This is a genomic window from Pseudomonas sp. SMN5 (assembly GCF_052041925.1).
In the GTDB taxonomy this organism is placed as follows: domain Bacteria; phylum Pseudomonadota; class Gammaproteobacteria; order Pseudomonadales; family Pseudomonadaceae; genus Aquipseudomonas.
The window spans coordinates 1-26,890 of the sequence record NZ_JBKGGX010000044.1; the positions used below are offsets into that span (position 1 = coordinate 1).

The following is a 26,890-nucleotide window of genomic DNA, read 5'->3' on the forward strand; positions in this document are numbered from 1 at the left end:
TGTGTTGTGGGGGGGGGGTCCCCTCCCCCCCCCCCCACAAAAGCATCCTGTTCTCACCGTGCGATGGACTGCGATTCGTCTTGTCATCACATACCTGTTTTCCTCTCAAGGAGCTCCCATGAATACCCCACAATCAACGTTACGCTCCCAACGCCTGAACCAGATCACCCACGAGCCCCACAGCAGGCTCGATGCCCTGGTCAAGGCCCACGCCCCCTTCGAAACACTGGCCGGCTACGCCCGTTTCGTGGTGGCCCAATACCTGTTCCAGTGGGAACTGATGGCGCTGTACAACGACGCGCACCTGTCCAGCCTGATTCCCGACCTGCCGGCCCGCTGCCGCGCCGAAGCGGCCAGGGCCGACCTGGCAGACCTGGACACCGAGATCCCGCCGCCCGTGGCCGGTGCGGTGAAGAACCCAACCCAGGCCGAAGCCCTGGGCTGGCTGTTCGTCTCCGAAGGCTCGAAACTCGGCGCGGCGTTTCTGATCAAGCGCGCCGTGGGCCTGGGATTGAGCGAAACCTTCGGCGCCCGGCACCTGGCCGAACCGGCGGGCGGACGCGCCGAAGGTTGGAAAACTTTTACCCGAACCCTCGATAGCCTGGTCTTTACCCCACAGCAGGAAGCCGAGGCGGATAAAGGTGCGCTGGATGCATTCAACCGGTTTACGGTGTTGCTGGAGCATGCCTATGCGACCGAACTGGCCTGAACAGTGACCACAGTCCATGTGGGAGCGAGCCTGCTCCGGGCGGCGATCCGACGATAGCGGAGTGTCAGATACCGGTGATATTGCCTGACCGATAGCAATCGCGAGCAGGCTCGCTCCCACAGTGATCCGAGTGAGCTTGAAGAACACATGAACCGCTCCCCCTCAAAACTCACCCGCCTGCTCTTCACCCTGCTCGCCTACATCAGCCTCGCCATCGGCCTGGTCGCCCTGGTCGTGCCGGGCCTGCCGACGACCGAGTTCATCCTGCTCGCCGCCTGGGCCGCGACCCGCAGTTCGCCGCGCCTGAACGCCTGGCTGGAGAACCACCGGCTGTTCGGGCCGATGCTGCGCAACTGGCGCAACGGCAAGGCCATCCCGCGCCGGGCCAAGGTTACCGCCACGGTCAGCATGCTGCTCTGCGCCGGGGTGATGCTGGCCACGCTCGGCCATGGCTGGCCGGTCTACCTGGCGCTGGCCGGCATGGGTCTGGGCAACCTGTGGATCTGGTCGCGACCGGAACCTGCGCCGGGTTCTTGCCCGCGCTTGGCGGCGAAGCAGCCCCCGACGGATTTTTGATCTATGCTCGCCCTCTCATTGCGGAGGGCTTTCGATGACTGACCTGCTCACGTCCATGCAAGACGCGCTCGGCCTGCCCACCACGCAGATCCCCTTCACCGATGAAGGCGCCCTGCCCTCGGCGTTCGCCGTCACGGAGCTGGCCTGCGCCAGCATCGCCGCTGCCGGCCAGGCGACTGCCGAACTCATCCACCAGCAAACCGGGCGCCGGCCATCGGTCGAAGTGGACCGACGCCTGGCCTCGTTCTGGTTCTCCACCTCGCTACGACCGGTCGGCTGGAACCCTCCGCCACTGTGGGACCCGGTGGCCGGCGACTATGCCTGCGCCGATGGCTGGATTCGCCTACATACCAATGCACCGCATCATCGACTGGCAGCGGAAAAAGTCCTCGGCCCGTGTGCTGATCGCAGCGAAATGGCGAGCCGGGTCGCTCGCTGGCCCAAGTCGGAACTGGAACAGGCCGTAGTCGAGGCAGGCGGGTGCGCTGCCCAGATGCGTTCGTGGCAGGCATGGCAGGCTCATCCCCAAGGCCAAGCGGTGAACGCCGAGCCGCTGGTGCGGTTCACCCCCAGCAACACGGCGGCGCACAAGCCCTGGCTCGGATCCGTGGCCCAGCCGTTGGCCGGCCTCAAGGTGCTGGACCTGACCCGGGTGCTCGCGGGCCCCATTGCCAGTCGCTTGCTGGCCGGGCTCGGCGCCGATGTCCTGCGTATCGACCCGCCCACCTGGAACGAGCCCGGCGTGGTGCCGGAAGTGACCCTGGGCAAACGCTGTGCGCGCCTGGATCTGCATCGGCCTGATGATCGTGCGGTATTCGAAGCCTTGCTCAGGGACGCCGACGTCCTCCTGCATGGCTATCGGGCAGACGCTCTGGAGCGCCTGGGCCTTGACGCCGAGCAGCGTCGGGGCATGAACCCGGGGCTGATCGACGTCAGCCTCAACGCCTACGGCTGGAACGGCCCATGGCGCAACCGTCGCGGCTTTGACAGCCTGGTGCAGATGAGCAGCGGCATCGCCGAGGGGGGCATGGCCTGGAAACAGGCCAGCCAACCAACGCCACTGCCGGTGCAAGCGCTGGATCATGGCACTGGCTACCTGATGGCGGCCAGCACCCTCGTGTTGCTGGCCCGGCGTCTGGAGAACGGTCGAGGCGGTTCTGCCCGCCTGTCACTGGCGCGCACGGCAAAACTGTTGATCGAACAGGGGCCGGGGGCCCAGGCCGCGCTTCGCCCCGAGGACAACGACGATCAGGGCCTGCTGGTGGAACAGACGCCGTGGGGCCCCGCGCACCGATTGCAGGTACCGCTGAAAATCAGCGGCACGCCGTTGCAGTGGACGCGGGCGGCAACTGAGCTCGGGGCGCATCGAGCGCAGTGGTAATCAGCTGCGCCTGCTGACCTGGGTCAGCTAACCCGAGGCAAAACCGACATAGGCTGTGACTCTCCTCTGCTGCCTCGGAGTCATGCTATGTCTGATACCCCCGCAAAGCTTCACTTGGGTGCGCTGGTCGCGCTGGTCGTGGGTTCGATGATCGGCGGAGGGATCTTTTCCCTGCCGCAGAACATGGCGGCCAGTGCCGATGTCGGCGCCATTCTGATTGGCTGGGCGATCACCGCGGTGGGCATGCTGACCCTGGCGTTCGTGTTCCAGACCCTGGCCAATCGCAAGCCCGACCTGGACGGCGGCGTGTACGCCTACGCCAAGGCCGGGTTCGGTGACTACATGGGTTTCTCATCGGCCTGGGGCTACTGGATCAGCGCCTGGCTGGGCAACGTCGGCTACTTCGTGCTGCTGTTCAGCACCTTGGGCTTTTTCTTCCCGGTGTTTGGTGAAGGCAACACGGTTGCAGCGGTGGTCGGCGCCTCGGCCCTGCTGTGGGCCGTGCATTGGCTGGTGCTGCGCGGTATCAAGGAAGCCGCGTTCATCAACCTGGTGACCACGGTTGCCAAGGTCGTGCCGCTGGCGTTGTTCGTGCTGATCGCAGTGTTCGCGTTCAAGCTCGACGTTTTCACCGCCGACATCTGGGGCGTGAAGAACCCGGACCTGGGCAGTGTGATGAACCAGGTCCGGCACATGATGCTGGTCACCGTCTGGGTCTTCATCGGCATCGAGGGCGCGAGCATTTTTTCCGCCCGCGCCGAGAAACGCTCGGACGTGGGCAAGGCCACAGTGATCGGGTTCATTACCGTGCTGCTGTTCCTGGTCCTGGTGAATGTGCTGTCGCTGGGGATCATGACCCAGCCGGAACTGGCGAAACTGCAAAACCCTTCCATGGCGGCGGTGCTGGAGCATGTGGTGGGCCATTGGGGCGCGGTGCTGATCAGCGTCGGCCTGATCATTTCGCTGCTCGGCGCCCTCTTGTCCTGGGTGCTGCTGTGCGCCGAGATCATGTTCGCCGCCGCCCGGGACCACACCATGCCGGCGTTCCTGCGTCGCGAAAATGCCAATCACGTCCCGGCCAACGCCTTGTGGCTGACCAACGCAATGGTGCAGCTGTTCCTGATCGTCACCCTGTTTTCGGCCAGCACCTATCTGTCACTGATCTACCTCGCCACCTCGATGATTCTTGTGCCGTACCTGTGGTCGGCGGCTTACGCGCTGCTGTTGGCGGTGCGGGGCGAAACCTATGAAAACGCCCTGGCCGAACGCCGCAAGGACCTGTTCATCGGCGCCATCGCCCTGATCTATGCGGTGTGGCTGCTGTACGCCGGCGGGATCAAATACCTGCTGCTCTCCGCCCTGCTCTACGCCCCTGGCGCGATCCTGTTTGCCAAGGCCCGGCGCGAGGTGGGCAAACCGGTATTCACCTCAGTCGAGAAACTGATTTTTGCCGCCGTGGTGGTGGGCGCCCTGGTGGCTGCCTATGGCCTCTACGACGGCTTCCTGACCTTGTAACAGGCTGACGATCTCAACGGAGAACATCCAATGACCACGGAAAAAGTGAAGTACGGCGTTCATTCCGAAGCCGGTAGATTGCGCAAAGTCATGGTCTGCTCCCCAGGCCTGGCCCATCAGCGACTGACCCCGGACAACTGCGATGAACTGCTGTTCGATGACGTGCTGTGGGTCAACCAGGCCAAGCGCGACCATTTTGATTTCGTCACCAAGATGCGCGAGCGCGGCATCGACGTACTGGAAATGCACAACCTGCTGACCGACATCGTCGCCATTCCCGAAGCCCTGGACTGGATCCTGCACCGCAAGATCACCGCCGACTCGGTAGGCCTGGGCCTGGTGAATGAAGTCGGTTCGTGGTTGCGCAGCCTGGAACCGCGCCGGATCGCCGAATTCCTGATCGGTGGGGTTTGCGCCGATGACCTGCCCGACAGCTTCGGTGGCAAAACCATTCAGATGTTCCGCGATTTTCTCGGGCACTCCAGCTTCATCCTGGCGCCGCTACCCAACACCCAGTTTACCCGCGACACCACGTGCTGGATCTACGGCGGCGTCACCCTGAACCCGATGTACTGGCCGGCCCGCCGCCAGGAAACCCTGCTGACCACCGCCATCTACAAATTCCACCCCGAGTTCACCCACGCCGACTTCCAGATCTGGTACGGCAACCCGGATCTGGACCACGGCAGCGCCACCCTCGAAGGCGGCGACGTGATGCCCATCGGCAATGGCGTAGTACTGATCGGCATGGGCGAACGCTCGTCCCGCCAGGCCATCGGCCAGCTCGCGCTGAACCTGTTCAAGCATAAGGCCGTGGAGCGGGTGATCGTCGCCGGCTTGCCCAAGTCTCGCGCCGCCATGCACCTGGACACCGTGTTCAGCTTCTGCGACCGCGACCTGGTGACGATTTTCCCCGAAGTGGTCAGCCAGATCGTCGCGTTCTCCCTGCGCCCCGACGAAAGCAAGCCCGGTGGCATCGACGTGCGTCGTGAAGAAGGCAGCTTTCTCGACACGGTCGCAGCGGCCTTGCAACTGCCGGCACTGCGCGTGGTGGAAACCGGCGGCAACAGCTTCGCCGCCGAACGCGAGCAATGGGACGACGGCAACAACGTAATGGCTCTGGAGCCGGGGGTGGTGATTGGCTATGACCGCAACACCTACACCAACACCTTACTGCGCAAGGCCGGGGTGGAGGTCATCACCATCAGCGCCAGCGAACTGGGACGAGGTCGCGGCGGCGGCCATTGCATGACCTGCCCGATCATCCGCGACCCGATCGACTACTGACTTCTGCGCCTGGGTCGGTGTTGACCGGACACCGCCCAGGGGATAACCGAAACCCGAGGAGATCCATCATGGCGTTCAACATCCACAACCGTAGCCTGCTCAGCCTGGAACACCACACCCCCCGCGAACTGCGCTACTTGCTGGACCTGTCCCGCGACCTCAAGCGAGCCAAGTACACCGGCACCGAACAGCAGCACCTCAAAGGCAACAACATTGCGCTGATTTTCGAAAAAACCTCGACCCGCACCCGTTGCGCGTTTGAGGTGGCGGCCTACGACCAGGGCGCCAACGTCACCTACATCGACCCCAACTCATCGCAGATCGGCCACAAGGAAAGCATGAAGGACACCGCCCGTGTGCTCGGGCGCATGTACGACGCCATCGAGTATCGGGGCTTCAAGCAGGAAATCGTCGAAGAGCTGGCGAAGTTCGCCGGCGTCCCGGTGTTCAACGGTCTGACCGATGAATATCACCCCACGCAAATGATCGCCGACGTGCTGACCATGCGCGAGCACGCCGACAAGCCGATCCATGAGATCAGCTACGCGTACCTGGGCGATGCTCGCAACAATATGGGCAACTCGTTGCTGCTGATCGGCGCCAAGCTCGGCATGGACGTGCGTATCTGCGCGCCGAAGGCCCTGTGGCCCCATGACGACCTGGTGCAACGCTGCCATCGGTACGCCGAAGAAAGCGGCGCCCGCATCACCCTCACCGAAGACCCCAAAGCGGCGGTCAACGCCGTGGACTTCATCCACACCGACGTCTGGGTGTCCATGGGCGAGCCGGTCGAAGCCTGGGCCGAGCGGATCGAGCAATTGCTGCCCTACCAGGTCAACGCCCAACTGATGAAAGCCACCGGCAACCCACGCACCAAGTTCATGCATTGCCTGCCGGCGTTCCATAACAGCGACACCCAGGTCGGCAAACGGATCGCCGAGCAATATCCACACCTGGCCAACGGCATCGAAGTCACCGACGACGTGTTCGAATCACCGGCCTGTATCGCCTTCGAGCAAGCGGAAAACCGCATGCACACCATCAAGGCGATCCTGGTGTCAACGTTGGCGGATCTCTAACCCCACCACCGACCATTGTGGGAGCGAGTCGTTTCTGATCTCTTTGTAAAAGGACAACACCATGCGCATCGTCGTTGCCCTGGGCGGTAATGCCCTCCTGCGTCGGGGTGAACCCATGACCGCCGACAATCAACGCAGCAACATCCGCACCGCGACCGAACAGATCGCGAAGATCCATCCCGGCAACCAGTTGGTCATCGCCCACGGCAACGGTCCGCAGGTCGGCCTGCTGTCATTGCAGGCGGCGGCCTACACCTCGGTTTCGGCGTATCCGCTGGACGTATTGGGCGCCGAAACCGAAGGCATGATCGGCTACATCATTGAACAGGAACTGGGCAATCTGCTGGACTTCGAAGTGCCCTTCGCGACGCTGCTGACCCAAGTCGAAGTGGACGCCAACGACCCGGCCTTCCAGAGCCCCAGCAAACCCATCGGCCCGGTCTACAGCCAACAGCAAGCGCAGAAACTGGCGGCCGAAAACGGCTGGGCCATTGCCCCGGACGGCGACAGATTCCGCCGCGTGGTCGCCAGCCCCAGGCCCAAGCGGATCTTTGAGATCCGCCCGATCAAGTGGCTGCTGGAAAAAGGCAGCATCGTGATCTGCGCTGGCGGCGGTGGCATCCCGACGATGTATGACGCCGACGGCAAGCTGCAAGGCGTCGAGGCAGTGATCGACAAAGACCTGTGCTCGGCGCTGCTGGCCGAGCAACTGGAGAGCGACCTGCTGGTGATCGCCACCGACGTCAACGCCGCCTTCATCGACTTTGGTAAACCGACCCAGAAAGCCATCGCCCAGGCCCATCCCGACGAAATGGACAAACTCGGCTTCGCCGCCGGTTCCATGGGCCCCAAAGTGCAGGCGGCGTGCGAGTTCGCGCGCAACACCGGCAAGGTCGCGGTGATCGGGGCGCTTTCAGACATCGATGCTATCGTCCAAGGCACCGCCGGTACCCGCATCAGCACGGCAACCGCTGGCATCACTTATCGATAACGGGAAACTTGCGGGGCAGATTCGCGGTCTGCCCTACTTCTACGCCTTTCATGGAGAGTCGCTCATGGCCCTGTTCCGACCCGGTCACCTGCACATGGAGCGCCACGCGCTGAACAAGGACGATTACAGCTACAACCTGTGCATCGACTACGAGCTCGCCCAGGATCCCAAGGAAGGCCAGGGCATGTCGTTTCGGCTGCACGGCACGGTCGAGGACAAGCCCGTGGACGAGCGCTTTTTCCTGGCCAAGGACCAGGCCTTCGACTTTGCCCGCCCCGCCACGCGCATCGCCCAGAAATACGGGTTGCCCAAGAACGCCAGCATCGGCTCGATGCACGAGTATTACGACGAGATGTTCGAGGACGTGCGTCAGCAACTGGGCGTCAAGCCGGGGGATCCGATGAAGCCTGAGCACTTGGCGTAATCGGCTCTACCAGACACCCCGTCACCCTGTGGGAGCGAGCCTGCTCGCGATAGCGGTAGATCAGTCGGCACTTAGGAGACTGACACTCCCTCATCGCGAGCAAGCTCGCTCCCACAAAGGATCATCGATGTCCTGAATACCGAGTCAGATCCAGTACGCACTCAACTGGCAACCCACCCGCGCTGACCTATGCTTAACACAGTACCCCCGGGTATTCGTTCAGAGGTCATCGCCATGAACATCAAAACAAAAAGGCGTTTCGCCGTTTTCATCACCTGCGCCGCTACGCTTGCGCTGTACGGCACAGCGGCCTACCGGGTCGAGCAGGCCAGACAACAACCCCGCGAATACGCCAGTTGCAACGTGGAACGCTGCATCCCCCACAACGCGACCCTTAACGCGCTGCGCTAGGCTCTTACGAACCAGGCTGTGTACGAAACAGCCTGATTCAGTCGTCCAGCTGATCGCTCTTGAGCCGGTCGCGGAATGCTTTGGGCGAGATACCGACACGCCGGCGGAACAGTCGGGTGAAGTTGGTCGGGTCGGAGAACCCGAGCATCTCCGATATCTCGTAGATGGTCAGGCCGGTGTACGTCAGCATCCGCTTGGCCTCCAGCAACTGGCGCTCGTGCATGATCTGCAACGCCGGCTGCCCCGCCAGTTCCCGGCAGGTGCCGTTGAGGTGCGACACCGAAATGCCCAGGCGATGGGCCAGGTCTTCGACCTTGACGTGCTGGCGATAGGTCTCTTCCACCAACTGAATGAACCCGTTGAGGTATTCCCGGGCCCGTTGCGGACGTTGGGCCTTGGTGCGGCGCTGCATCACCTGGCGACTGACCCAGACCATGATCACGTTGACCAGCGCGTGCATCAGCATTTCCCGGGCCGGTTGATGGCCCATGTATTCGGCCTGCAACGCGCTGAACAGGCTATTGAGATACTCGGCGTTTTCACCGGCCGGGTAGCTTTCGGCCTGGGCCAGCACGTTCACTGAATGCCCCAATTGCCCCTGCAGATGCGCTACCAGCGGCGCCGCCAGGGTCACCACGTAGCCTTCCACGTCTTCGGAGAACCGGAAGCCATGCACCGACAGCGGCGGCAGGATCTGCACCGCCGGCTCGTCGAGTTGCGTGCGCTGGCCTTCGATCTCCAGTTCCGCGTGGCCCTTGAACACGAATAACAATTGGCACAGGTCGGCGTGCCGGTGGGGTTTGATTTCCCATTGATGTTCGCGGCTGCGCTTGGAGATGGTCTCACAGTGCAAAAGGTCCGGCGTCGGCCAGTCCTGGCCCTCGCCGTAGAGCTTGAACACCGGGATCGTCGGCAGGTCTGGTTTTTTCATAACGAGGAATCCGGGCCTGGGGTTGCGGGCGATAATCGCACCAATTGGCAAAACGAACAGGTATCGACGCAGTTTTCCCCTTCAACTGACAGGTCCGCAAGCGAAAAATGCAGGCACTCGGTCCATAACAATCAACACCGACTTCGGTTGCGTGCCCAGTGCGAGCCATAACAACAATGAAAACCCTCAAGACCCAAGTCGCCATCATCGGCGCCGGCCCCTCTGGGCTGCTGCTCGGCCAGTTGCTGCACAACGCCGGGATCGACACTGTCATCCTCGAACGCCAGACGCCGGAGTACGTGCTGAGCCGCATCCGCGCCGGCGTGCTGGAACAGGGCATGACCGAACTGCTGCGCCAGGCTGGCGTCGGCCAGCGTATGGACGCCGAGGGCCTGGAACACGACGGCTTCGAACTGGTGCTCAACGGGCGTCGGGTGCACATCGATCTCAGGGGGCTGACCGGTGGCAAAAACGTGATGGTCTACGGCCAGACCGAAGTGACCCGCGACCTGATGGCCGCCCGTGAACAGACCGGTGGCCGCACCCTGTATCAAGTCGACCAGGCCCAGCCCCACGACATGCTGACCGAGCAGCCCTTCGTGACCTTCGAACACCTGGGCCAATCCTGGCGCCTGGACTGCGACTACATCGCCGGTTGCGACGGTTTCCACGGCGTGGCGCGGCAGTCGATCCCGGCGGACCGACTCAAAGTCTTTGAACGGGTCTATGCTTTCGGCTGGCTCGGCATCCTGGCCGACACCCCGCCGGTTAACGAGGAACTGGTCTACGCCCGCCATGATCGCGGTTTTGCCCTGTGCAGCATGCGTTCCAGGACCCGCACCCGGTACTACCTGCAAGTACCTGCCGATGAACAACTGACCGACTGGCCGGACGAACGCTTCTGGGCCGAACTGAAAGCCCGCCTGCCCGCCGACCTGGCCGAAACCCTGGTGACCGGCCCGTCGATCGAGAAAAGCATCGCGCCGCTGCGCAGCTTCGTGGTCGAGCCGATGCAGCATGGGCGGATGTTCCTGGTGGGCGACGCGGCCCACATCGTCCCCCCCACCGGGGCCAAGGGGCTGAACCTGGCGGCCAGTGATGTCAGCACGCTGTTCGACATCCTGCTCAAGGTCTATCGCGACGGCCGCGTCGACCTGCTGCAACGGTATTCGGCCATCTGCCTGCGGCGCGTCTGGAAGGCCGAGCGGTTCTCCTGGTGGATGACCTCGATGCTGCATCGCTTCGATGATGACGCCTTCAACCAGCGCATCAGCGAAGCGGAGCTTGCGTATTTCGTCGACTCCGAGGCCGGGCGCAAGACCATCGCGGAAAATTACGTGGGACTTCCTTACGAGGCTATCGAATAGCCGACTATCGACTTACACTGCGTGCTCCGTACCATTCGCCTTACCGGCGTGATGCCCGCAGGTTTTGCCGTGACCCAGCCCGAATTTCCTTCAGCCCAGAAACCAGCCATCCGCCGCGTGCTGGTGGCGCTGATGCTGGCGATCTTCCTCGGCGCCCTGGACCAGACCATCGTCGCCGTCTCGATGCCGGCCATCTCGGCGCAGTTCGCCGACGTCAGCCTGTTGGCCTGGGTGATTTCCGGCTACATGGTCGCCATGACCGTGGCGGTGCCGATCTATGGCAAGCTCGGCGACCTGTACGGCCGACGCCGGTTGATGCTGTTCGGCATGGGCCTGTTCACGCTGGCCTCAGTGTTCTGCGGACTGGCGCAAAACATGGAACAGCTGGTGCTGGCGCGGATCTTCCAGGGCATCGGTGCCGGCGGGATGATTTCGGTGAGCCAGGCCATCATTGGCGACATCATCCCGCCCCGGGAACGTGGGCGCTATCAGGGTTATTTCAGCAGCATGTATGCGGTGGCCAGCGTGGCCGGGCCGGTGCTGGGCGGTTACATGACCCAATACCTGTCCTGGCGCTGGGTGTTCCTGATCAACCTGCCGCTGGGCCTGGGCGCGTGGCTGGTGGCGCGCCGGGCGCTGGTCGGGTTGCCGGTGCCGCAGCGCACGCCAATCATCGATTACCTGGGCACCGTGTTGCTGATCATCGGCCTGACCGCGCTGTTGCTGGGCATCACCCAGTTCGGCCAGGGCCACGCTTGGCACAGCCGCGAAGTGCTCGGGCTGCTGGGTTGCGCGGTATGGGTGCTGGGGGCATTTGCCTGGCACGAGCGCCGCGCCCGCGAGCCGCTGCTGCCGATGCATCTGTTCGTCAACCGCAGTGCGGTGTTGTGTTGGTGCACGGTGTTCTTCACCAGTTTCCAGGCAATCTCCCTGACCGTGCTGGTGCCGTTGCGCTTTCAGAGCGTGACCGGCGCCGGTGCCGACAGCGCCGCATTGCATTTGCTGCCGCTGGCGATGGGCTTGCCGATGGGCGCGTATTTTGCCGGTCGCCGGACCTCGATCACCGGGCGCTACAAACCGATGATCCTCAGCGGTGCGCTGCTCTTCCCATTCGCGATCCTCGGCATGGCCTTTACCCCGCCTGACGCGTTCTGGCTCAGCAGCCTGTTCATGCTACTCAGTGGCATCGCCTCCGGCATGCAGTTTCCCACCTCGCTGGTGGGCTCGCAGAACTCGGTGCAACAACGGGACATCGGCGTCGCCACCAGCACCACCAACCTGTTCCGCTCCCTCGGCGGCGCGGTGGGTGTGGCGCTGATGTCGGCGTTGCTGCTGGCACTGTTGCACGATTCCAGTTTCGCCCAACTCGCCGGCGCTTCGCTGCTGGGCGAAGGCCAATCCGGCAATGTGCTGCTGGACGGCCTGAACGCTGCCCCGGGCGAAGCGCAGAACGCCTTGCGTCAGGAGTTGCAAAACACCTTCCGGCATTTGCTGCTAATCAGCGCGGCGATATCACTGTTGGGGCTGGCGGCAGCGGTAGCGATGCCGAACCGGTTGTTGCGTGGGCGGGATGAGAAGCCCGGTAGCGCGCCAACCTCTGGTTAGCGCAAAACCCTGTAATGAGCGCAGCCCCTCGGTGGCTAGTGCAGCCCCCTATGGCTAGTGCAACACCCCGGTGGCTAGTGCAACCCCCCGGTGGCTAGTGCAACCCCCCGGTGGCTAGTGCAGCACCGTGGCGAGGGAGCTTGCTCCCGCTGGGGCGCGAAGCGGCCCCCCTGCTGCATCGGCTGACAAATTCCGAATCTGCTGCGCAGCCCAGCGGGAGCAAGCTCCCTCGCCACGGGAAAATGGTGCACGGCTGCTTCTTGTGGGCCTTATGCCGTCGCCGCTGCCCCCACCGGTTCCACCCCACCGCTCATCCCCTCCTTCATCCGCCGGGCATCACGCACGAAACAGCGTGACGCCAGGAACAGGAACACCATGGTCAGAAACAACGCCACCGGGATCAGGTACATCGCGTCGTGCAGGCCGATGGCCTTGAACGCTTCGCTCATCTGGTCGACCCCGGCCGCGGCCATGGCCATGCGGGCGAAGTAATCGGACAAACCGCCCACCACCACCGGCCCCAGGCCGCCACCGAGCAGGTACAGCCCGGCGAAGAACAAGGCCATCGCGGTGGCCCGCAGGCGTGGCTCGACCACGTCCTGGATCGCCGTGTACACGCAGGTGTAGAAGTTATAGGCAAACAGCCAGCCGACACTGAACACCGCAACGAACACCCCGATTTCGATTCGTCCGGCGTGCAACGCCCACGCGGTGGTCACGGTGGAGATGACCAGGCTGAACGCGGCGAACAACAGGCGCCCATTGGGCACTCGCTGATGAATCTTGTCGGCGACCCAGCCGCCGAGGGTCAGCCCGAACAACCCGGTCACGCCGACCATGATCCCGGTGGCCACCGCCGCCTCGTGCAACGGCATCAGGAAGTAACGCTGCAGCATCGGCACCAGGAACGAGTTGCAGGCATAGGTGGCAAAGTTGAAGCACAGCCCGGCCAGCACCAGCCACAGGAACGTCGGGATCGCCAGCACCCGGCGAATCGGCCGGTCGATTTTCTCCTGGGACACCTGCACGGTCTCCGCCGCGCCGCGCTTGGGCTCCTTGATGAAGAACATGAACAACGCCAGCACCAACCCCGGCACCGCCGCGATAAAGAACGGCGCGCGCCAACTGTCGAAGGCCTTGACCATCGCACCAATCGTGAAGAAAGCCAGCAGCAGACCGATCGGCAGGCCCAGCATGAAAATGCCCATGGCCCGCGCCCGCCGATGAGCCGGGAACAGATCGCCGATCAGAGAGTTGGCGGCCGGCGCGTAACTGGCCTCGCCGATGCCCACGCCCATGCGCACCAGCAGAAAGGCCCAGAAACTGCCCACCAGGCCGTTGACCGCCGTCAACGCGCTCCAGGTCGCCAGGCCCCAGCCCATCAATTTACTGCGCGAACCGGTGTCAGCCATGCGCCCCAGAGGCAAACCGGCGATGGCATAAACGATGGTGAAGGCGGTGCCGATGATGCCGATCTGGAAGTCGCTGAGACTCCACTCCATACGGATCGGCTCGATGATGATCGCCGGAATGGTGCGGTCGAAGAAGTTGAACAGGTTGGCGAGGAACAGCAGGAACAGAATGCGCCAGGCATTCGCCGCTTGGGTCGAGTTCTGCATGGGTCCGTCTCTTTATTGTCATGGGGCAGCGGCGAGGCTTCCGAGCCCGGAATCTGCAATCTAGACAGCAGCGGCCGGACTGTCTGCGATCATTCGCACGGCTGATACCTGACCATGGCGGACGGTGTGCTTCTTGATGCCGGTCAAGTTCCAGTAACAATTGCCATCATTTTGCCCGATCCCGCCTAAAGATCACGTTCCGGTGGCCGATCCAACGTGAATAGATTCTCCCGAGCGCTGTTCAGGCGTGTGCCTTGACCGCTAGGGCCGACTTCGCGCCAACACGGACGCGAGCTCCCATTCTCGATGATTCGATGACCCCGATCATCGAACCAACCAGTTCAGGCAACGGCGCACAATGACTTCCAAAAAATCAGCCACTGCGGTATCCGATCTGACCCTGGGCCCGGCCGCCAACGGCCTCGAAACGTCGTCGACGTCGAGCACCTCGCGCCCCTTGTCGACCCAGCAGTACCTGTACTTCACCGAAACCAATACCGACCGCATCCTCGACAACCTCGATGGCCTGCGCGACAGCGTGTTCCCGCGCCCGCCCCACCTGGTGGACGAAGAAAGCGAACGTGGCCAGCAGGAATTCCCGTCGGTGTGCCTGATCGGGCTGGGCCGTTGCGGCTCCAACATTGCCCTGGACGTGGCCGAGCTGGTGTATAACGCCCGCAAGTTCTACCTCAACGAATTCAACGCCGAAGACAAGAACTACAGCGACAAGGGCTACAGCCCTGCGCAATGGATCCGCCACAACCTGCGCCTGGGTAACAGCAAGGCCAGCAAACCGGTGTTCCTGGTCGAGCCCTTGGTCATGCTCGGCGACCTGGACAAGGACATCGCCGGACGCATCCGTTTTTCCCGCAAAGGCGAGAAAAGCGGCTTTTTGCGCGACTACAGCAAGATGAAAATCATGGACCTGTCGGAAGTCCATGCCGGTGGCGCCGGTAACGCACCGATCCTCGGCCAGTACCTGGCCAAGATCATCCTGAACAAGGACACCCAGCGCTTCTCCAGCCCCGACTGGAAAATGATCCACTCGTACCTGATCGACAGCTGCGGCATCAAGGCCAACCAGTCGCGCCTGTACTTCTCGATCTTCAGTGCCGGCGGCGGTACCGGTTCGGGCATGGCCTCGGAGTTCGGCCTGGCCCAGCAGTACTCGTACATGAACAAGACGTTCGACACCAAGCCGATGGACGAACACGACAGCAAGAGCGGTCATTCCTTCGTCTTCGAGCCGATCTTCACCAGCGGCATCTGTGTGCTGCCGAATATTTCCGACCACCGCAGCGAAATGTCCGAGGCGCTGCACATCAACGCCGGACGCCTGTTGTGCAAATACCTGTCGGAAGAATGGGATTTCTCATACAACTTCGCCAACGAAGACAGCAGCGAAGCCAGCGTCATGGGGCGTATCCGCCCGTGGAACGCAATGATGTTGATCTCCAACGACATCATGCGCTACGCCGAGGAAAGCGACGACGGCAACATCCAGAACATCGACGTCAACGCCATGGAGAAGCACGCCAACCAGTACATCTCCCAGCAGATCTTCAACATCCTGACCGCCCAGGCGGTCACCACCGACTACGACCAGAACTATTTCCGGCGGGCCGGCATCGACATCGGCGAAACCATCCGCCTGGACGCCAACGACCTGTTCATGAGCCTGGCCGGTCCGGTGGCGATTGCCTACGCCGAGTCCGTCGTCCCGGAAACCCCGGCGCCGAGCGGCGACAAATTCAAGGTGTTCGAGAAAGAGCCGCCACGCCTGAACATCGATGACCTGTTCTTCCGCTCCATCGACCTGCCGCACTTCAACAAGGTCACCCAGGCCATCGAAGGCATCAGCCTGCTGCCGATCGAATCCAAGCGCTACCGGGCATCGCTGGAGCAGTACAAGAACTCGGGCTACGACGCCGCGGCCTTGCATGACCTGCACTTTTTCAAGAATTGCTCGTCGGTGGTGTCGATCGTTTCCTTGCCCAAGGACTACAAACTGTCCTACATGGACCTGAACCGGCTCAAGACCCACCTCAACAGCCTGTTCCCCAACACCACGCTCAAGCGTTACGCGCTGGTGATCGGCGCCTCGGCCAACCTGTCGCTGACCACCCTGATTGCCAAGAGCCCGTGCCTGTCGGACGACTTCCTGACGCTGATCGTGGCGTTCATCAAGCGCTGCTTCGCCCGCACCCCGTACCGCTTCGACGACACCCTGGACAACTCGATCCTGGACTTCATCATCAGCGATGACTTCGATGAGGAGCGGATCGACGACTTGCTCAACGAGTTCGAGAACCCGGCGAAAATCCTCGACACCAACTGGTACGCCATCAAGCCGATGTACGAAAAGAAGTACCGCGAGCTGATCAGCGACAAAGAGAAGTTCGTCTCGATCAACGACATCCGTCTGTCCCGCGATTGCGTGAAAAAGGCCATCAAGTACCTGCGCGAGATCTACCGTCATCGCATTGGCAAGACCAAGGTTATTTCGCTCAATAACCATACTGGCAGGACTTACTGAGGCCGGCGCAGCACCGTGTTGCCTCCAATCGCGAGCAAGCTCGCTCCCACAGGGTTTTGTGTACACAGACCCACTGTGGGAGCGAGCTTGCTCGCGATAGCGGTCCTGAACCCTGCGCCCGAACAACATCCAGAAACAATTAAGCAGCCCAACGGCTGCCCGATAAACTGTTCCCGTTACGTATACGTCACCCTGCCCTGTGGCGTTTCGCCACGGCAGCATGCCATCACGCTACTCACCTACACACTTTCCAAGGATCGGGACAGCGCCCCATCTTGGTGCATCGATCAATTCGACGCCCTTTCCTGGATCATTATCCAAGGCGAAACCACCACCGCCCAAAGCTGCGGATCGCGCTTCAGAAAATCCAGCGCCCGCGTTTCAGACAGCTTGGCGAGTTGCCCGGCGGCCAGCCAGGCGGCGACTTTGGTCCCTTCGTCCTGGGCGACGGCCTCGGCGGCGGCGATCAAATCCAGTGCCGGGTCGACCCACAATAGGGCACCCTTGGCAAAGAACGGCTCCAGCTCTTTCCAGGTGATGGATGCGGTTTCACCAAGCAGCTTGGCATAGAGGGTGCTAGGTTCTTCATTCATGGGAGCTGTCCGGAAAAGAAATCGGCGCGAATCATAACGTCGGTGGTCTGACAGAAAAACCCGGTAGCAATTGGAGTACCGATTGAAAAGTGCAGCAAAGCCAAGGATTGCCGATTTCTTACGGACAACCCTCGCCGCAATTCTGTCTTTTTCTTTCAATAAAGCGACACCCGCAGGTTTTGCCCCCAAGCGCCAGCTTCCCTTGCCAACAACCGGCGCTCTACACTGTACCGGTACAGTTGCCGGGGGCATTTTCCGCGGGGATATCCAAGATATCTGACCCGGTTCTGCTGCTACGGCGCCAGGACTATAAAAATTACAACAGCATGAGTGGAGCACTATGACTAAGGCTACTAAGCAGATTTCCAAACTGTTTGCCGCTATGGTTCTGGCCGGGGTTGCCAGCCATTCGTTCGCCGCCGACACCATCAAGATCGGCATCGCCGGCCCCAAGACCGGTCCGGTGACCCAATACGGCGACATGCAATTCGTCGGCGCCGCGCAGGCCATCAAGGACATCAACGCCAAGGGCGGCGTCGACGGCAAAATGCTCGAAGCCAAGGAATACGATGACGCCTGCGACCCGAAACAGGCCGTAAACGTGGCGAACAAAGTGGTCAACGATGGCGTCAAGTACGTCGTCGGCCACCTCTGCTCCAGCTCCACCCAACCGGCTTCGGACATTTACGAAGACGAAGGCGTGATCATGATCACCCCAGCGGCCACCAGCCCGGACATCACCGCTCGTGGCTACAAGCTGGTCTTCCGTACCATCGGCCTGGACAGCGCCCAGGGCCCGGCGGCCGGCAACTACATCGCCGATCACGTCAAGCCGAAAGTCGTTGCGGTCCTGCACGACAAACAGCAATACGGCGAAGGCATCGCCAGCGCCGTCAAGCAGACCCTCGAGGGCAAAGGCGTGAAAGTGGCCGTGTTCGAAGGCCTGAACGCCGGTGACAAGGACTTCTCTTCGATCATCCAGAAGCTCAAGCAGAACAACGTCGACTTCGTCTACTACGGCGGCTATCACCCTGAGCTGGGCCTGATCCTGCGTCAAGCCAAGGAAAAAGGCCTGAACGCCAAGTTCATGGGGCCGGAAGGCGTCGGCAACGACTCCATCTCGCAAATTGCCCAGGACGCTTCCGAAGGCCTGCTGGTGACCCTGCCGAAATCCTTCGACGCCGATCCTGCGAACCAGGCAATCGTTGCGGCCATCAAGGCCGACGGCAAGGATCCGAGCGGTCCGTTCGTATTCCCGGCCTACTCCGCCGTCGAGCTGATCGCCCAAGGTATCAAGGCAGCCAAGAGCGATGACCCGGCCAAGGTCGCTGAAGCCCTCCACAAAGGCACCTTCAAGACCCCGACCGGCGAGCTGTCGTTCGATAACAAGGGCGACCTGAAGGACTTCAAATTCGTGGTCTACCAGTGGCACTTCGGCAAACCGAAAACTGAAGTTTCTCCTCAGTAAGCACGGCCTGGAGTCCTGTTACGCAAATTTGACGTTACAGGACTCACGGTCAACGAGCCCACTGTGCAAGCAGTGGGCTTTGTTTTACGAGGTTTATGGGCCAGGCACCCGCGATCCGGGCGCTGGTTCACCTGAAAATCTTAAAACCGTCACCAGCGGTTCGCTGGCAAACGCTTTGGGCAAATGTGATCACAGAACACAGCACAAGGCCGGAACATGACTCCACCAGTGAAATGCGTATCGGGTTTTTAGGAGCGCTGTAATGCCTGAGATCTATCACTTCTTCCAACAGCTGGTTAATGGCCTGACCATTGGCAGCACCTATGCCTTGATAGCCATTGGCTACACAATGGTTTACGGCATCATTGGAATGATTAACTTCGCCCATGGCGAGGTGTACATGATTGGTTCCTACGTGGCCTTCATTGCCCTTGCCGGGCTGGCCATGCTGGGCATCCACTCACTGCCGCTGTTGATGACCGCCGCGTTCCTGGCGTCCATCGTTGTCACCAGTGCCTATGGCTACAGCATCGAACGCGTTGCCTACCGCCCCTTGCGCAACAGCAACCGTCTGATCCCGCTGATTTCCGCCATCGGCATGTCGATTTTCCTGCAGAACACCGTCTTGCTGTCCCAGGACTCCAAGGACAAATCCATTCCCAACCTGATCCCGGGGAGTTTCTCCTTCGGCCCGGGTGGTGCCGAGGAAGTCCTGATTTCGTACATGCAGATCCTGGTCTTCGTCGTGACCCTGATCGCCATGCTCGGCCTGACCCTGTTCATCTCCCGTTCCCGCCTGGGCCGTGCCTGCCGCGCCTGTGCCGAAGACATCAAGATGGCCAACCTGCTGGGCATCAACACCAACAACATCATCGCCCTGACCTTCGTCATCGGTGCCGCCCTGGCGGCCGTCGCTGCCGTGCTCTTGAGCATGCAGTACGGTGTGATCAACCCGAACGCCGGTTTCCTGGTCGGCCTGAAGGCCTTTACCGCGGCGGTCCTGGGTGGCATCGGCAGTATTCCGGGCGCGATGCTCGGTGGGCTGGTGCTGGGGGTGGCCGAAGCATTCGGCGCCGATATCTTCGGAGACCAGTACAAGGACGTGGTGGCCTTCGGTCTCCTGGTCCTGGTTCTGTTGTTCCGGCCGACCGGCATCCTGGGCCGTCCGGAGGTTGAGAAAGTATGAGCAAATATCTTAAACAGGCGCTGTTCAGCGCCCTGCTGGTCTGGGCCGTCGCCTTCCCGGTGCTCGGCCTCAAGCTGAGTATCGTCGGCGTCAGCCTCGAAGTGCACGGCACCGGCCCACTGACCCTGAGCGTGATTGCGTTGTGCTCGGTGCTGATGTTCCTGCGGGTGCTGTTCAGCCAACAGGTTGGCGCCGCGCTGCGCTCCAACCGTGGCCCACTGGTATCGCCCAAGGTCAGTCAGTTCCTGACCCTGCCACGCACCCAGCGCCGGATCATCATCGGCCTGATCGTGGTCGCGCTGATCTGGCCGTTCTTCGGCTCCCGAGGCGCGGTGGATATCGCCACGCTGATCCTGATCTACGTGTTGCTGGGCCTGGGCCTGAACATCGTGGTCGGTCTGGCGGGCCTGCTTGACCTCGGTTACGTGGGGTTCTACGCAGTGGGTGCCTACAGCTACGCGCTGCTGTCCCATTATCTGGGCCTGAGCTTCTGGATCTGCCTGCCGATCGCCGGGATGATGGCTGCCACGTTCGGCTTCCTGCTGGGCTTCCCGGTGCTGCGACTGCGCGGCGACTACCTGGCCATCGTGACCCTGGGTTTCGGTGAGATCATCCGCTTGTTCCTGCGCAACCTCACCGACCTCACCGGCGGTCCCAACGGCATCAGCAACATCCCCAAGCCAACCTTCTTCGGCCTGAGCTTCGACCGCTCGGCGGCCGAGGGCATGCAGACCTTCCACGAATTCTTCGGGCTGACCTACAACCCGGTGAACAAAGTGGTGTTCCTCTACCTGGTTGCGCTGTTGCTGGCCCTGGCCGCGCTGTTCGTCATCAACCGCCTGCTGCGCATGCCGATCGGCCGGGCCTGGGAAGCGCTGCGCGAAGATGAAATCGCCTGTCGCGCCCTGGGTCTCAATCCTACGGTGATCAAGCTGTCAGCCTTCACCCTCGGTGCTGCGTTCGCCGGTTTCGCCGGCAGTTTCTTCGCCGCCCGCCAAGGCCTGGTGACACCGGAATCGTTCACCTTCATCGAGTCGGCGATCATCCTCGCCATCGTGGTGCTGGGCGGGATGGGCTCGCAGCTGGGTGTGATCCTGGCCGCCATCGTGATGATCCTGCTGCCCGAAATGATGCGTGAATTCAGCGAATACCGCATGTTGATGTTCGGCGCCTTGATGGTGCTGATGATGATCTGGCGTCCTCAAGGTTTGCTGCCTATGCAACGCCCACACATGGAGCTGCGCAAATGAGCCGCGAGATCCTCAAGGTTGAAAACTTAAGCATGCGCTTCGGCGGCCTGCTGGCGGTCAATGGCGTGGCCCTGACCGTGAAAGAGAAACAGGTGGTGGCCTTGATCGGGCCGAACGGCGCAGGCAAGACCACCGTATTCAACTGCCTGACCGGCTTCTACCAGCCCACCGGTGGCACCATCCTGCTGGACGGCGAGCCGATCCAGGGCCTGGCCGGCCATCACATCGCTCGCAAGGGTGTGGTGCGTACTTTCCAGAACGTACGGTTGTTCAAGGACATGACGGCGGTCGAGAACCTGTTGATCGCCCAGCACCGCCACCTGAACACCAACTTCTTTGCCGGCCTGTTCAAGACTCCGTCGTTCCGCAAGAGCGAACGTGAGGCCATGGAGTACGCCGAGTACTGGCTGGACAAGGTCAACCTGAAGGAATTCGCCAACCGTACCGCCGGGACCCTGGCCTATGGTCAGCAACGCCGCCTGGAAATCGCCCGCTGCATGATGACTCGCCCGCGAATCCTCATGCTCGACGAACCCGCCGCCGGCCTGAACCCCAGGGAAACCGAAGACCTGAAGGCGCTGATCGGCGTGCTGCGTGAGGAGCACAACGTCACCGTGCTGCTGATCGAGCACGATATGAAACTGGTCATGAGCATTTCCGACCACATCGTCGTGATCAACCAGGGCACGCCCCTGGCCGACGGCTCGCCGGAACAGATCCGCGACAATCCCGACGTGATCAAAGCCTACCTGGGGGAAGCGTAAATGCTGCAGTTCGAAAACGTTTCCACTTTCTACGGCAAGATCCAGGCCCTGCACAGCGTCAACGTGGAAGTCCGCCAGGGCGAGATCGTGACGCTGATCGGTGCCAACGGCGCCGGCAAGTCCACATTGCTGATGACGCTCTGCGGCTCACCCCAGGCCCACAGTGGCAGCATCCGCTACATGGGCGAGGAACTGGTCGGCCAGGGCTCGTCGCAGATCATGCGCAAGAGCATCGCGGTGGTGCCGGAAGGTCGTCGGGTCTTCGCCCGGCTGACCGTTGAAGAAAACCTCGCCATGGGCGGATTCTTCACCGACAAAGGCGACTTCCAGGAACAGATGGACAAGGTGCTGCACCTGTTCCCACGCTTGAAAGAACGCTTTACCCAGCGCGGCGGCACCATGTCCGGCGGCGAACAGCAGATGCTCGCCATCGGCCGTGCGCTGATGAGCAAGCCCAAGCTGCTGTTGCTCGATGAGCCTTCCCTGGGCCTGGCGCCGATCATCATCCAGCAGATCTTCGACATCATCGAACAGCTGCGCAAGGATGGCGTGACGGTGTTCCTGGTGGAGCAGAACGCCAACCAGGCGCTGAAAATCGCCGACCGGGCGTATGTGCTGGAGAACGGCCGCGTGGTCATGCAAGGCACCGGTGAAGCGCTGCTGACCGACCCGAAAGTGCGCGAGGCGTATCTGGGCGGTTGAGTCCGTTGCGAGATGAAAAAACGGCTTTCGGGCCGTTTTTTTTCGGGCGCGTTTCAACCGATCCTCTGCCGAGCGCCCTTGTGGCGAGGGAGCTTGCTCCCGCTGGGAGGGGCCGACGCCTCGAGCGAAGCGGCCCCAAGATTTTTGCGGTTGCTGCGCAACCGAGCGGGAGCAAGCTCCCTCGCCACGGGATCGGTCCAGGTCAGAGTCGATCCAACGCCTCCCCACTGCGCTTGAACCAATCCAACAGATAATCCGCCAGCACCTGGGTCCGCTTGGGCAAGCCGCCCTGATATGGGTGCACCAGGTACATCGGCATGCGTCGGGTCTGGTAGTCGCGCAGAACCCAGCGCAAGCGTCCGTCAGCCAATTCCTCATGGAGCAGATAGGATGGCAGCCGGGCGATGCCGGCGCCGGACAGGGCGGCTTTTTTCAACAGGCTGTAGTGGTTGCTGGCGAACGGTCCCGACACCCTGACTCGCAACAGCTCATGTTGCTGGTGGTAAAGCCATTCCTCCCGGCCACTGTAGTGACTGTTGAGCAGGCATCGGTGTTCGGCCAGCGCCTGAGGCGTCAGCGGCTCGCCATGCTGATCGAGATAGGTCGGGCTGGCACAGGTCACTTCGTGCCAGGCCAACAACGGTCGGGCCACCAGACACTCATCAATGGCGGCGTCCGAGCGGATCGCCAGGTCGAAACCGTCACGAGTCAGATCGCGATAACCGTTGTTGAGCTCCAGTTCGATCTGCACGTTGGGATACGCGCGGGCGAACTCCGTCAGCAATCCATCAAAGAAGGTTTCACCCAGCGAAACCGGAACCGTCATACGCACCGGACCGGAAATTTCGTCCTTCAACCGCGCCAATGCCTGACGCGCCCTTTCTACCTGCACGAGCAACGCCTGAGCCTGGGGCAACAACGCCGCCCCGGCCGCCGTGAGGCTCAGGCGGCGCGTGGTGCGTTGCAGCAACCGCACGGAAAACCGGCTTTCCAAGGCGCTGATCCGCTTGGACAACTGGCCCTTGCTGCAACCCAATTGCTGCGCCGCCAGGGTGAAGCTGCCGACCTCCATCAACACGGCAAATGCCGCCAGGTCATCGATCTCGCTCACTGGATTGTTTCCAAATGAAAACCAAAGGTTGCCTATTAGCGCGCTTATCGAAAGGAAAAACCACCCTAGACTGCAACCTCGTTCAACCCAAATGAGGAACCACCCATGAAAATCCTGTTGATCGGCGCCAACGGCACCATCGGTTCGGCCATCGATAAAGAACTCTCGCCACGCCACGAAATCGTCCGCATCGGGCGCAACAGCGGCGAGTTGCAAGTGGACATCAGCGACAGCGCCTCGATCCGCGCCCTGTTTGAAAAGACCGGTCGCTTCGATGCGCTGGTCTGCGCAGCCGGCAATGTCACGTTCGCGCCGTTGGGCGACATGACTGAAGAAAGTTTCGCCCTGGGCTTGAAAGACAAGCTGATGGGCCAGGTCAACCTGCTGCTGATCGGTCGCGAATACGCCAATGATGGTGCGTCCTTCACCTTCACCACCGGCGTGCTCAGCCACGATCCGATCAAGAGTGGTGCGTCGGCGGCCCTGGTCAATGGCGCCCTGGACAGTTTCGTGCGTGCGGCGGCAATCGAATTGCCACGGGGCATGCGGGTCAACTCGGTGAGCCCGAACGTGTTGCTGGAAGCCATGGGCAAGTACGCACCGTACTTCCGCGGTTTCAAACCGGTCCCGGCCGCGGATGTCGCTTTGGCCTACGCCAAGAGTGTCGAAGGCCTACAGACGGGTCAGGTATTCCACGTAGGCTAATACCCTCTTGTGATGCAGGATCAGTCTGCGTAACGTGGCGGCACCTGTCTGGAGACCCAACGATGCGTGCCGCCCGCTCCCTGCTGTTTATCGCCCTCTTGCCGCTGTTCGCCGGCTGCCAATTGCTCGACGCGCCACGCCAGAGCGCTTCCCATGCCGGCCAGACGCGCATGCAGGGCGAGCTGACGGCCGCCGACGGCAAACTGGTGTTCCAGCCGTGCCAGGAACAGCGTCGCTACATCGTCAACGACAGTGGCGGCACCAGCGTGCTGCAACAAGCGGCCAGCCTGGCCGATGACCAGGGCAAACTGTTCGCCGATGTGCGAGGCCATATCGTCTCCAGTGCGGCGGCCGGTACCGACAGTCAGTTGGACCTGGAGCAGTTGTACCGTCTGGAGCGCTCGGGCAGCGCCTGCGACGACGTCAATTTCAAACCCCTGGTCCTGCGTGCCAGCGGCCATGGCCCGCAATGGAGCCTCAACGCCAGCGGCAAAGGCATGGTGCTCGAACGCGAGGGCCAGCCGACCCTGGCGGTGCCCTACCTGGAGGAACAACTGGGTGACGGGCGCTTCAACCTCAGCACCGAAGCCAACGGCCAGAAAGTCGAACTCTGGGTCGCGCCGCAGCGCTGCGTCGACAGCGTCACCGGCAGCGTCCAGCACATGAGTGCCGAAATCCGCGTCAACGGCCAGATCCAGCGCGGCTGCGCCTACTTCGGCGGTGCGCGCAACGACTGATCCGATCACCCTGTGAGTGCTTCGCACTCAAGCGGGAGCAAGCTCCCTCGCCACATGGACCGAGCCCAACCGAATATTGTGAGCAACCCGATCCCGTGGCGGGGGAGCTTGCTCCCGCTGGGCGCGAAGCGGCCTTGAAACCGAGGACTCGGTGCGCCAGCAGAATCACGTCTGTCCCTTTCGACCAGGCCCGCGCCACAAACCATCCATTGCAGCTTATAATCGCCGGTTTGAAACACGCCCTGGCGCAGTTGTGCGCCCCGCGAACCGGATCCCCTCATGTTACGAATCACCGAACTCAAGCTGCCGATCGATCACCCCGAAGAAGATCTGCGCGCCGCCATCGTGCAACGCCTGGGCATCGCCAGCGATGACCTGCTCGACTTCACCCTGTTCAAGCGCAGCTACGACGCACGCAAGAAATCCTCCGAGCTGTGCTTCATCTACACCATCGACCTGACGGTGCGCGATGAAGCCAGCCTGCTGCGCAAGTTCGCCGATGATCGTAACGTCAACGAAGCGCCGGATGTCAGTTACAAGATGGTCGGCCAAGCCACGGCCGACGTGGGCGAGCGACCGATCGTGGTCGGCTTCGGCCCGTGCGGGATCTTCGCCGCCCTGCTGCTGGCGCAAATGGGCTTCAAGCCAATCATCCTCGAGCGTGGCCCGGAAGTCCGCCAGCGCACCAAGGACACCTGGGGCCTGTGGCGCAAGAGCGTGCTCAACCCTGAATCCAACGTGCAGTTCGGCGAAGGCGGCGCAGGGACATTTTCCGACGGCAAGCTCTACAGCCAGATCAAGGACCCGAAGTTTCTCGGGCGCAAGGTTCTGCACGAATTCGTCAAGGCCGGGGCACCGGAAGAAATCCTCTACGTCAGCAAACCACACATCGGCACCTTCCGCCTGACCGGCGTGGTGGAAAACATGCGCGAGCAGATTCGCGCCCTGGGCGGTGAAGTGCGCTTCCAGCAGCGGGTCACTGATGTGCTGATCGAAGACGGCCAACTGGTCGGTGTGGAACTGGCCGGCGGCGAGCGCATCCATTCCCGGCACGTGATCCTCGCCCTGGGCCACAGCGCCCGGGACACCTTCCGCATGCTTCACAGCCGTGGGGTATACATGGAAGCCAAGCCGTTTTCGGTGGGTTTCCGCATCGAACACCCGCAATCGCTGATCGACAGCGCTCGCCTGGGCAAATACGCCGGCCACCCGAAACTCGGTGCCGCTGACTACAAGCTGGTGCACCACGCCAGCAATGGTCGCTCGGTCTACAGCTTCTGCATGTGCCCGGGCGGCACCGTGGTGGCCGCGACGTCCGAGCCGAACCGTGTCGTGACCAACGGCATGAGCCAATACTCGCGTAACGAGCGCAACGCCAACTCCGGCATCGTCGTCGGCATTACCCCGCAAGTGGATTATCCGGGCGGCCCGCTGGCGGGGATCGAGTTGCAGGAGCGCCTGGAATCCCACGCGTTCGTGCTCGGCGGCAGCAACTACGAAGCGCCGGCGCAACTGGTGGGCGATTTTATCGCTGGCAAGCCGTCCACGGCCCTGGGCAGCGTCGAACCCTCCTACAAACCCGGGGTCGCGCTGGGTGACCTTGCCCTGGCGCTGCCGGACTTCGCCATCGAAGCCATCCGCGAAGCCCTGCCGGCCTTCGAAAAACAGATTCGCGGCTACTCGCTGCATGACGCGGTACTGACCGGGATCGAAACCCGCACCTCCTCGCCGCTGCGCATCACCCGCAACGAATCGTTGCAGAGCCTGAACGTGAAGGGCCTGTTCCCGGCGGGCGAAGGCGCCGGCTATGCGGGCGGGATCCTGTCGGCAGGCGTGGACGGGATTCGGATTGCCGAGGCCGTGGCGCGGGATATCCTAGGGCTGCAAGCCTAAACTCGGCCCTGTGTGGGGGGGGGGATGATTGATGATTCCCAAAGGGACAA

At 62.1% G+C, this 26,890-nt stretch carries 24 protein-coding genes; 20 read left to right on the forward strand and 4 right to left on the reverse strand.

The annotated features are described in order from the left end of the window. Window positions 1-118 precede the first annotated feature (118 nt). The 9 genes from ACLEJR_RS26235 to ACLEJR_RS26275 all read left to right on the forward strand — a co-directional run bounded on the left by ACLEJR_RS26235 (window position 119) and on the right by ACLEJR_RS26275 (window position 8,373). Window positions 119-709 (forward strand): biliverdin-producing heme oxygenase, encoded by a 591-nt coding sequence (locus ACLEJR_RS26235; protein ID WP_440817573.1) that lies wholly within the window; start codon window positions 119-121, stop codon window positions 707-709. 147 nt (window positions 710-856) lie between these two features. After that, window positions 857-1,285: a YbaN family protein gene (locus ACLEJR_RS26240; protein WP_440817574.1), complete on the forward strand. Its 429-nt coding sequence runs from the start codon at window positions 857-859 to the stop codon at window positions 1,283-1,285. A gap of 34 nt (window positions 1,286-1,319) precedes the next feature. Further along, the gene (locus ACLEJR_RS26245; protein ID WP_440817576.1) at window positions 1,320-2,666 is read left to right on the forward strand and encodes a CoA transferase; all 1,347 of its coding nucleotides are present in this window, start codon (window positions 1,320-1,322) and stop codon (window positions 2,664-2,666) included. A gap of 87 nt (window positions 2,667-2,753) precedes the next feature. Further along, window positions 2,754-4,181 carry an arginine-ornithine antiporter gene (gene arcD, locus ACLEJR_RS26250; RefSeq protein WP_440817579.1) on the forward strand — a complete coding sequence of 476 codons (1,428 nt, stop codon included), beginning with the start codon at window positions 2,754-2,756 and terminating at the stop codon, window positions 4,179-4,181. A 30-nt stretch (window positions 4,182-4,211) separates the two neighbouring features. Further along, window positions 4,212-5,468, forward strand: a complete 1,257-nt coding sequence (gene arcA / locus ACLEJR_RS26255) for an arginine deiminase (protein ID WP_440817582.1) — start codon at window positions 4,212-4,214, stop codon at window positions 5,466-5,468. A 68-nt stretch (window positions 5,469-5,536) separates the two neighbouring features. Next, window positions 5,537-6,547, forward strand: coding sequence for an ornithine carbamoyltransferase (locus ACLEJR_RS26260; RefSeq protein WP_440817584.1), 1,011 nt, complete (start codon window positions 5,537-5,539; stop codon window positions 6,545-6,547). Window positions 6,548-6,608: 61 nt separating this feature from the next. Next, window positions 6,609-7,538, forward strand: a complete 930-nt coding sequence (gene arcC, locus ACLEJR_RS26265; RefSeq protein WP_440817586.1) for a carbamate kinase — start codon at window positions 6,609-6,611, stop codon at window positions 7,536-7,538. A gap of 64 nt (window positions 7,539-7,602) precedes the next feature. Beyond that, a complete protein-coding gene (locus ACLEJR_RS26270; protein ID WP_440797992.1) occupies window positions 7,603-7,962 on the forward strand; it encodes a DUF5064 family protein in 360 nt (119 codons plus the stop codon). A gap of 234 nt (window positions 7,963-8,196) precedes the next feature. After that, entirely contained in the window at window positions 8,197-8,373 is a 177-nt protein-coding gene (locus ACLEJR_RS26275) for a hypothetical protein (RefSeq protein WP_440797990.1), read from the forward strand. Window positions 8,374-8,410: 37 nt separating this feature from the next. Here ACLEJR_RS26275 and ACLEJR_RS26280 read toward each other — a convergent pair whose 3' ends face one another. Further along, complete coding sequence (locus tag ACLEJR_RS26280; RefSeq protein WP_440817587.1) at window positions 8,411-9,304, reverse strand: helix-turn-helix domain-containing protein; 894 nt, start codon at window positions 9,302-9,304, stop codon at window positions 8,411-8,413. Window positions 9,305-9,480: 176 nt separating this feature from the next. Between ACLEJR_RS26280 and pobA the strand changes: the two genes are divergently transcribed. Beyond that, window positions 9,481-10,671 (forward strand): 4-hydroxybenzoate 3-monooxygenase, encoded by a 1,191-nt coding sequence (gene pobA / locus ACLEJR_RS26285; RefSeq protein WP_440817590.1) that lies wholly within the window; start codon window positions 9,481-9,483, stop codon window positions 10,669-10,671. A gap of 51 nt (window positions 10,672-10,722) precedes the next feature. Then, window positions 10,723-12,276, forward strand: a complete 1,554-nt coding sequence (locus ACLEJR_RS26290; RefSeq protein WP_440817603.1) for an MDR family MFS transporter — start codon at window positions 10,723-10,725, stop codon at window positions 12,274-12,276. A 269-nt stretch (window positions 12,277-12,545) separates the two neighbouring features. Here ACLEJR_RS26290 and ACLEJR_RS26295 read toward each other — a convergent pair whose 3' ends face one another. After that, on the reverse strand, window positions 12,546-13,895 hold the full coding sequence (locus ACLEJR_RS26295; protein ID WP_440817591.1) for a spinster family MFS transporter: 1,350 nt from the start codon (window positions 13,893-13,895) through the stop codon (window positions 12,546-12,548). A gap of 358 nt (window positions 13,896-14,253) precedes the next feature. Here ACLEJR_RS26295 and ACLEJR_RS26300 point away from each other — a divergent pair, with 358 nt between their 5' ends. Then, entirely contained in the window at window positions 14,254-16,431 is a 2,178-nt protein-coding gene (locus ACLEJR_RS26300; protein WP_440797982.1) for a hypothetical protein, read from the forward strand. A gap of 287 nt (window positions 16,432-16,718) precedes the next feature. Here ACLEJR_RS26300 and ACLEJR_RS26305 read toward each other — a convergent pair whose 3' ends face one another. Next, complete coding sequence (locus ACLEJR_RS26305; RefSeq protein ID WP_440817605.1) at window positions 16,719-17,024, reverse strand: DUF2288 domain-containing protein; 306 nt, start codon at window positions 17,022-17,024, stop codon at window positions 16,719-16,721. A 340-nt stretch (window positions 17,025-17,364) separates the two neighbouring features. Here ACLEJR_RS26305 and ACLEJR_RS26310 point away from each other — a divergent pair, with 340 nt between their 5' ends. From ACLEJR_RS26310 to ACLEJR_RS26330, 5 genes are all read left to right on the forward strand, one after another. Next, complete coding sequence (locus ACLEJR_RS26310; RefSeq protein WP_440817593.1) at window positions 17,365-18,492, forward strand: branched-chain amino acid ABC transporter substrate-binding protein; 1,128 nt, start codon at window positions 17,365-17,367, stop codon at window positions 18,490-18,492. A gap of 262 nt (window positions 18,493-18,754) precedes the next feature. Further along, complete coding sequence (gene livH / locus ACLEJR_RS26315; protein WP_440797977.1) at window positions 18,755-19,678, forward strand: high-affinity branched-chain amino acid ABC transporter permease LivH; 924 nt, start codon at window positions 18,755-18,757, stop codon at window positions 19,676-19,678. Beyond that, on the forward strand, window positions 19,675-20,928 hold the full coding sequence (locus ACLEJR_RS26320; protein WP_440797975.1) for a high-affinity branched-chain amino acid ABC transporter permease LivM: 1,254 nt from the start codon (window positions 19,675-19,677) through the stop codon (window positions 20,926-20,928). Before livH ends, ACLEJR_RS26320 begins: the two co-directional genes overlap by 4 nt. After that, window positions 20,925-21,692 carry a high-affinity branched-chain amino acid ABC transporter ATP-binding protein LivG gene (livG, locus tag ACLEJR_RS26325; protein ID WP_440797973.1) on the forward strand — a complete coding sequence of 256 codons (768 nt, stop codon included), beginning with the start codon at window positions 20,925-20,927 and terminating at the stop codon, window positions 21,690-21,692. Before ACLEJR_RS26320 ends, livG begins: the two co-directional genes overlap by 4 nt. Then, window positions 21,693-22,394, forward strand: coding sequence for an ABC transporter ATP-binding protein (locus ACLEJR_RS26330; RefSeq protein ID WP_440797971.1), 702 nt, complete (start codon window positions 21,693-21,695; stop codon window positions 22,392-22,394). It begins immediately after the preceding gene. A gap of 202 nt (window positions 22,395-22,596) precedes the next feature. Here ACLEJR_RS26330 and ACLEJR_RS26335 read toward each other — a convergent pair whose 3' ends face one another. Then, window positions 22,597-23,505 (reverse strand): LysR family transcriptional regulator, encoded by a 909-nt coding sequence (locus ACLEJR_RS26335; protein WP_440817596.1) that lies wholly within the window; start codon window positions 23,503-23,505, stop codon window positions 22,597-22,599. Window positions 23,506-23,610: 105 nt separating this feature from the next. Between ACLEJR_RS26335 and ACLEJR_RS26340 the strand changes: the two genes are divergently transcribed. From ACLEJR_RS26340 to ACLEJR_RS26350, 3 genes are all read left to right on the forward strand, one after another. After that, window positions 23,611-24,210, forward strand: a complete 600-nt coding sequence (locus ACLEJR_RS26340; RefSeq protein ID WP_440817599.1) for a short chain dehydrogenase — start codon at window positions 23,611-23,613, stop codon at window positions 24,208-24,210. A gap of 62 nt (window positions 24,211-24,272) precedes the next feature. Continuing rightward, window positions 24,273-24,947 carry a COG3650 family protein gene (locus tag ACLEJR_RS26345; RefSeq protein ID WP_440817600.1) on the forward strand — a complete coding sequence of 225 codons (675 nt, stop codon included), beginning with the start codon at window positions 24,273-24,275 and terminating at the stop codon, window positions 24,945-24,947. Between the two features lie 279 nt (window positions 24,948-25,226). Further along, on the forward strand, window positions 25,227-26,840 hold the full coding sequence (locus tag ACLEJR_RS26350) for an NAD(P)/FAD-dependent oxidoreductase (RefSeq protein ID WP_440797963.1): 1,614 nt from the start codon (window positions 25,227-25,229) through the stop codon (window positions 26,838-26,840). Window positions 26,841-26,890: the final 50 nt, after the last annotated feature.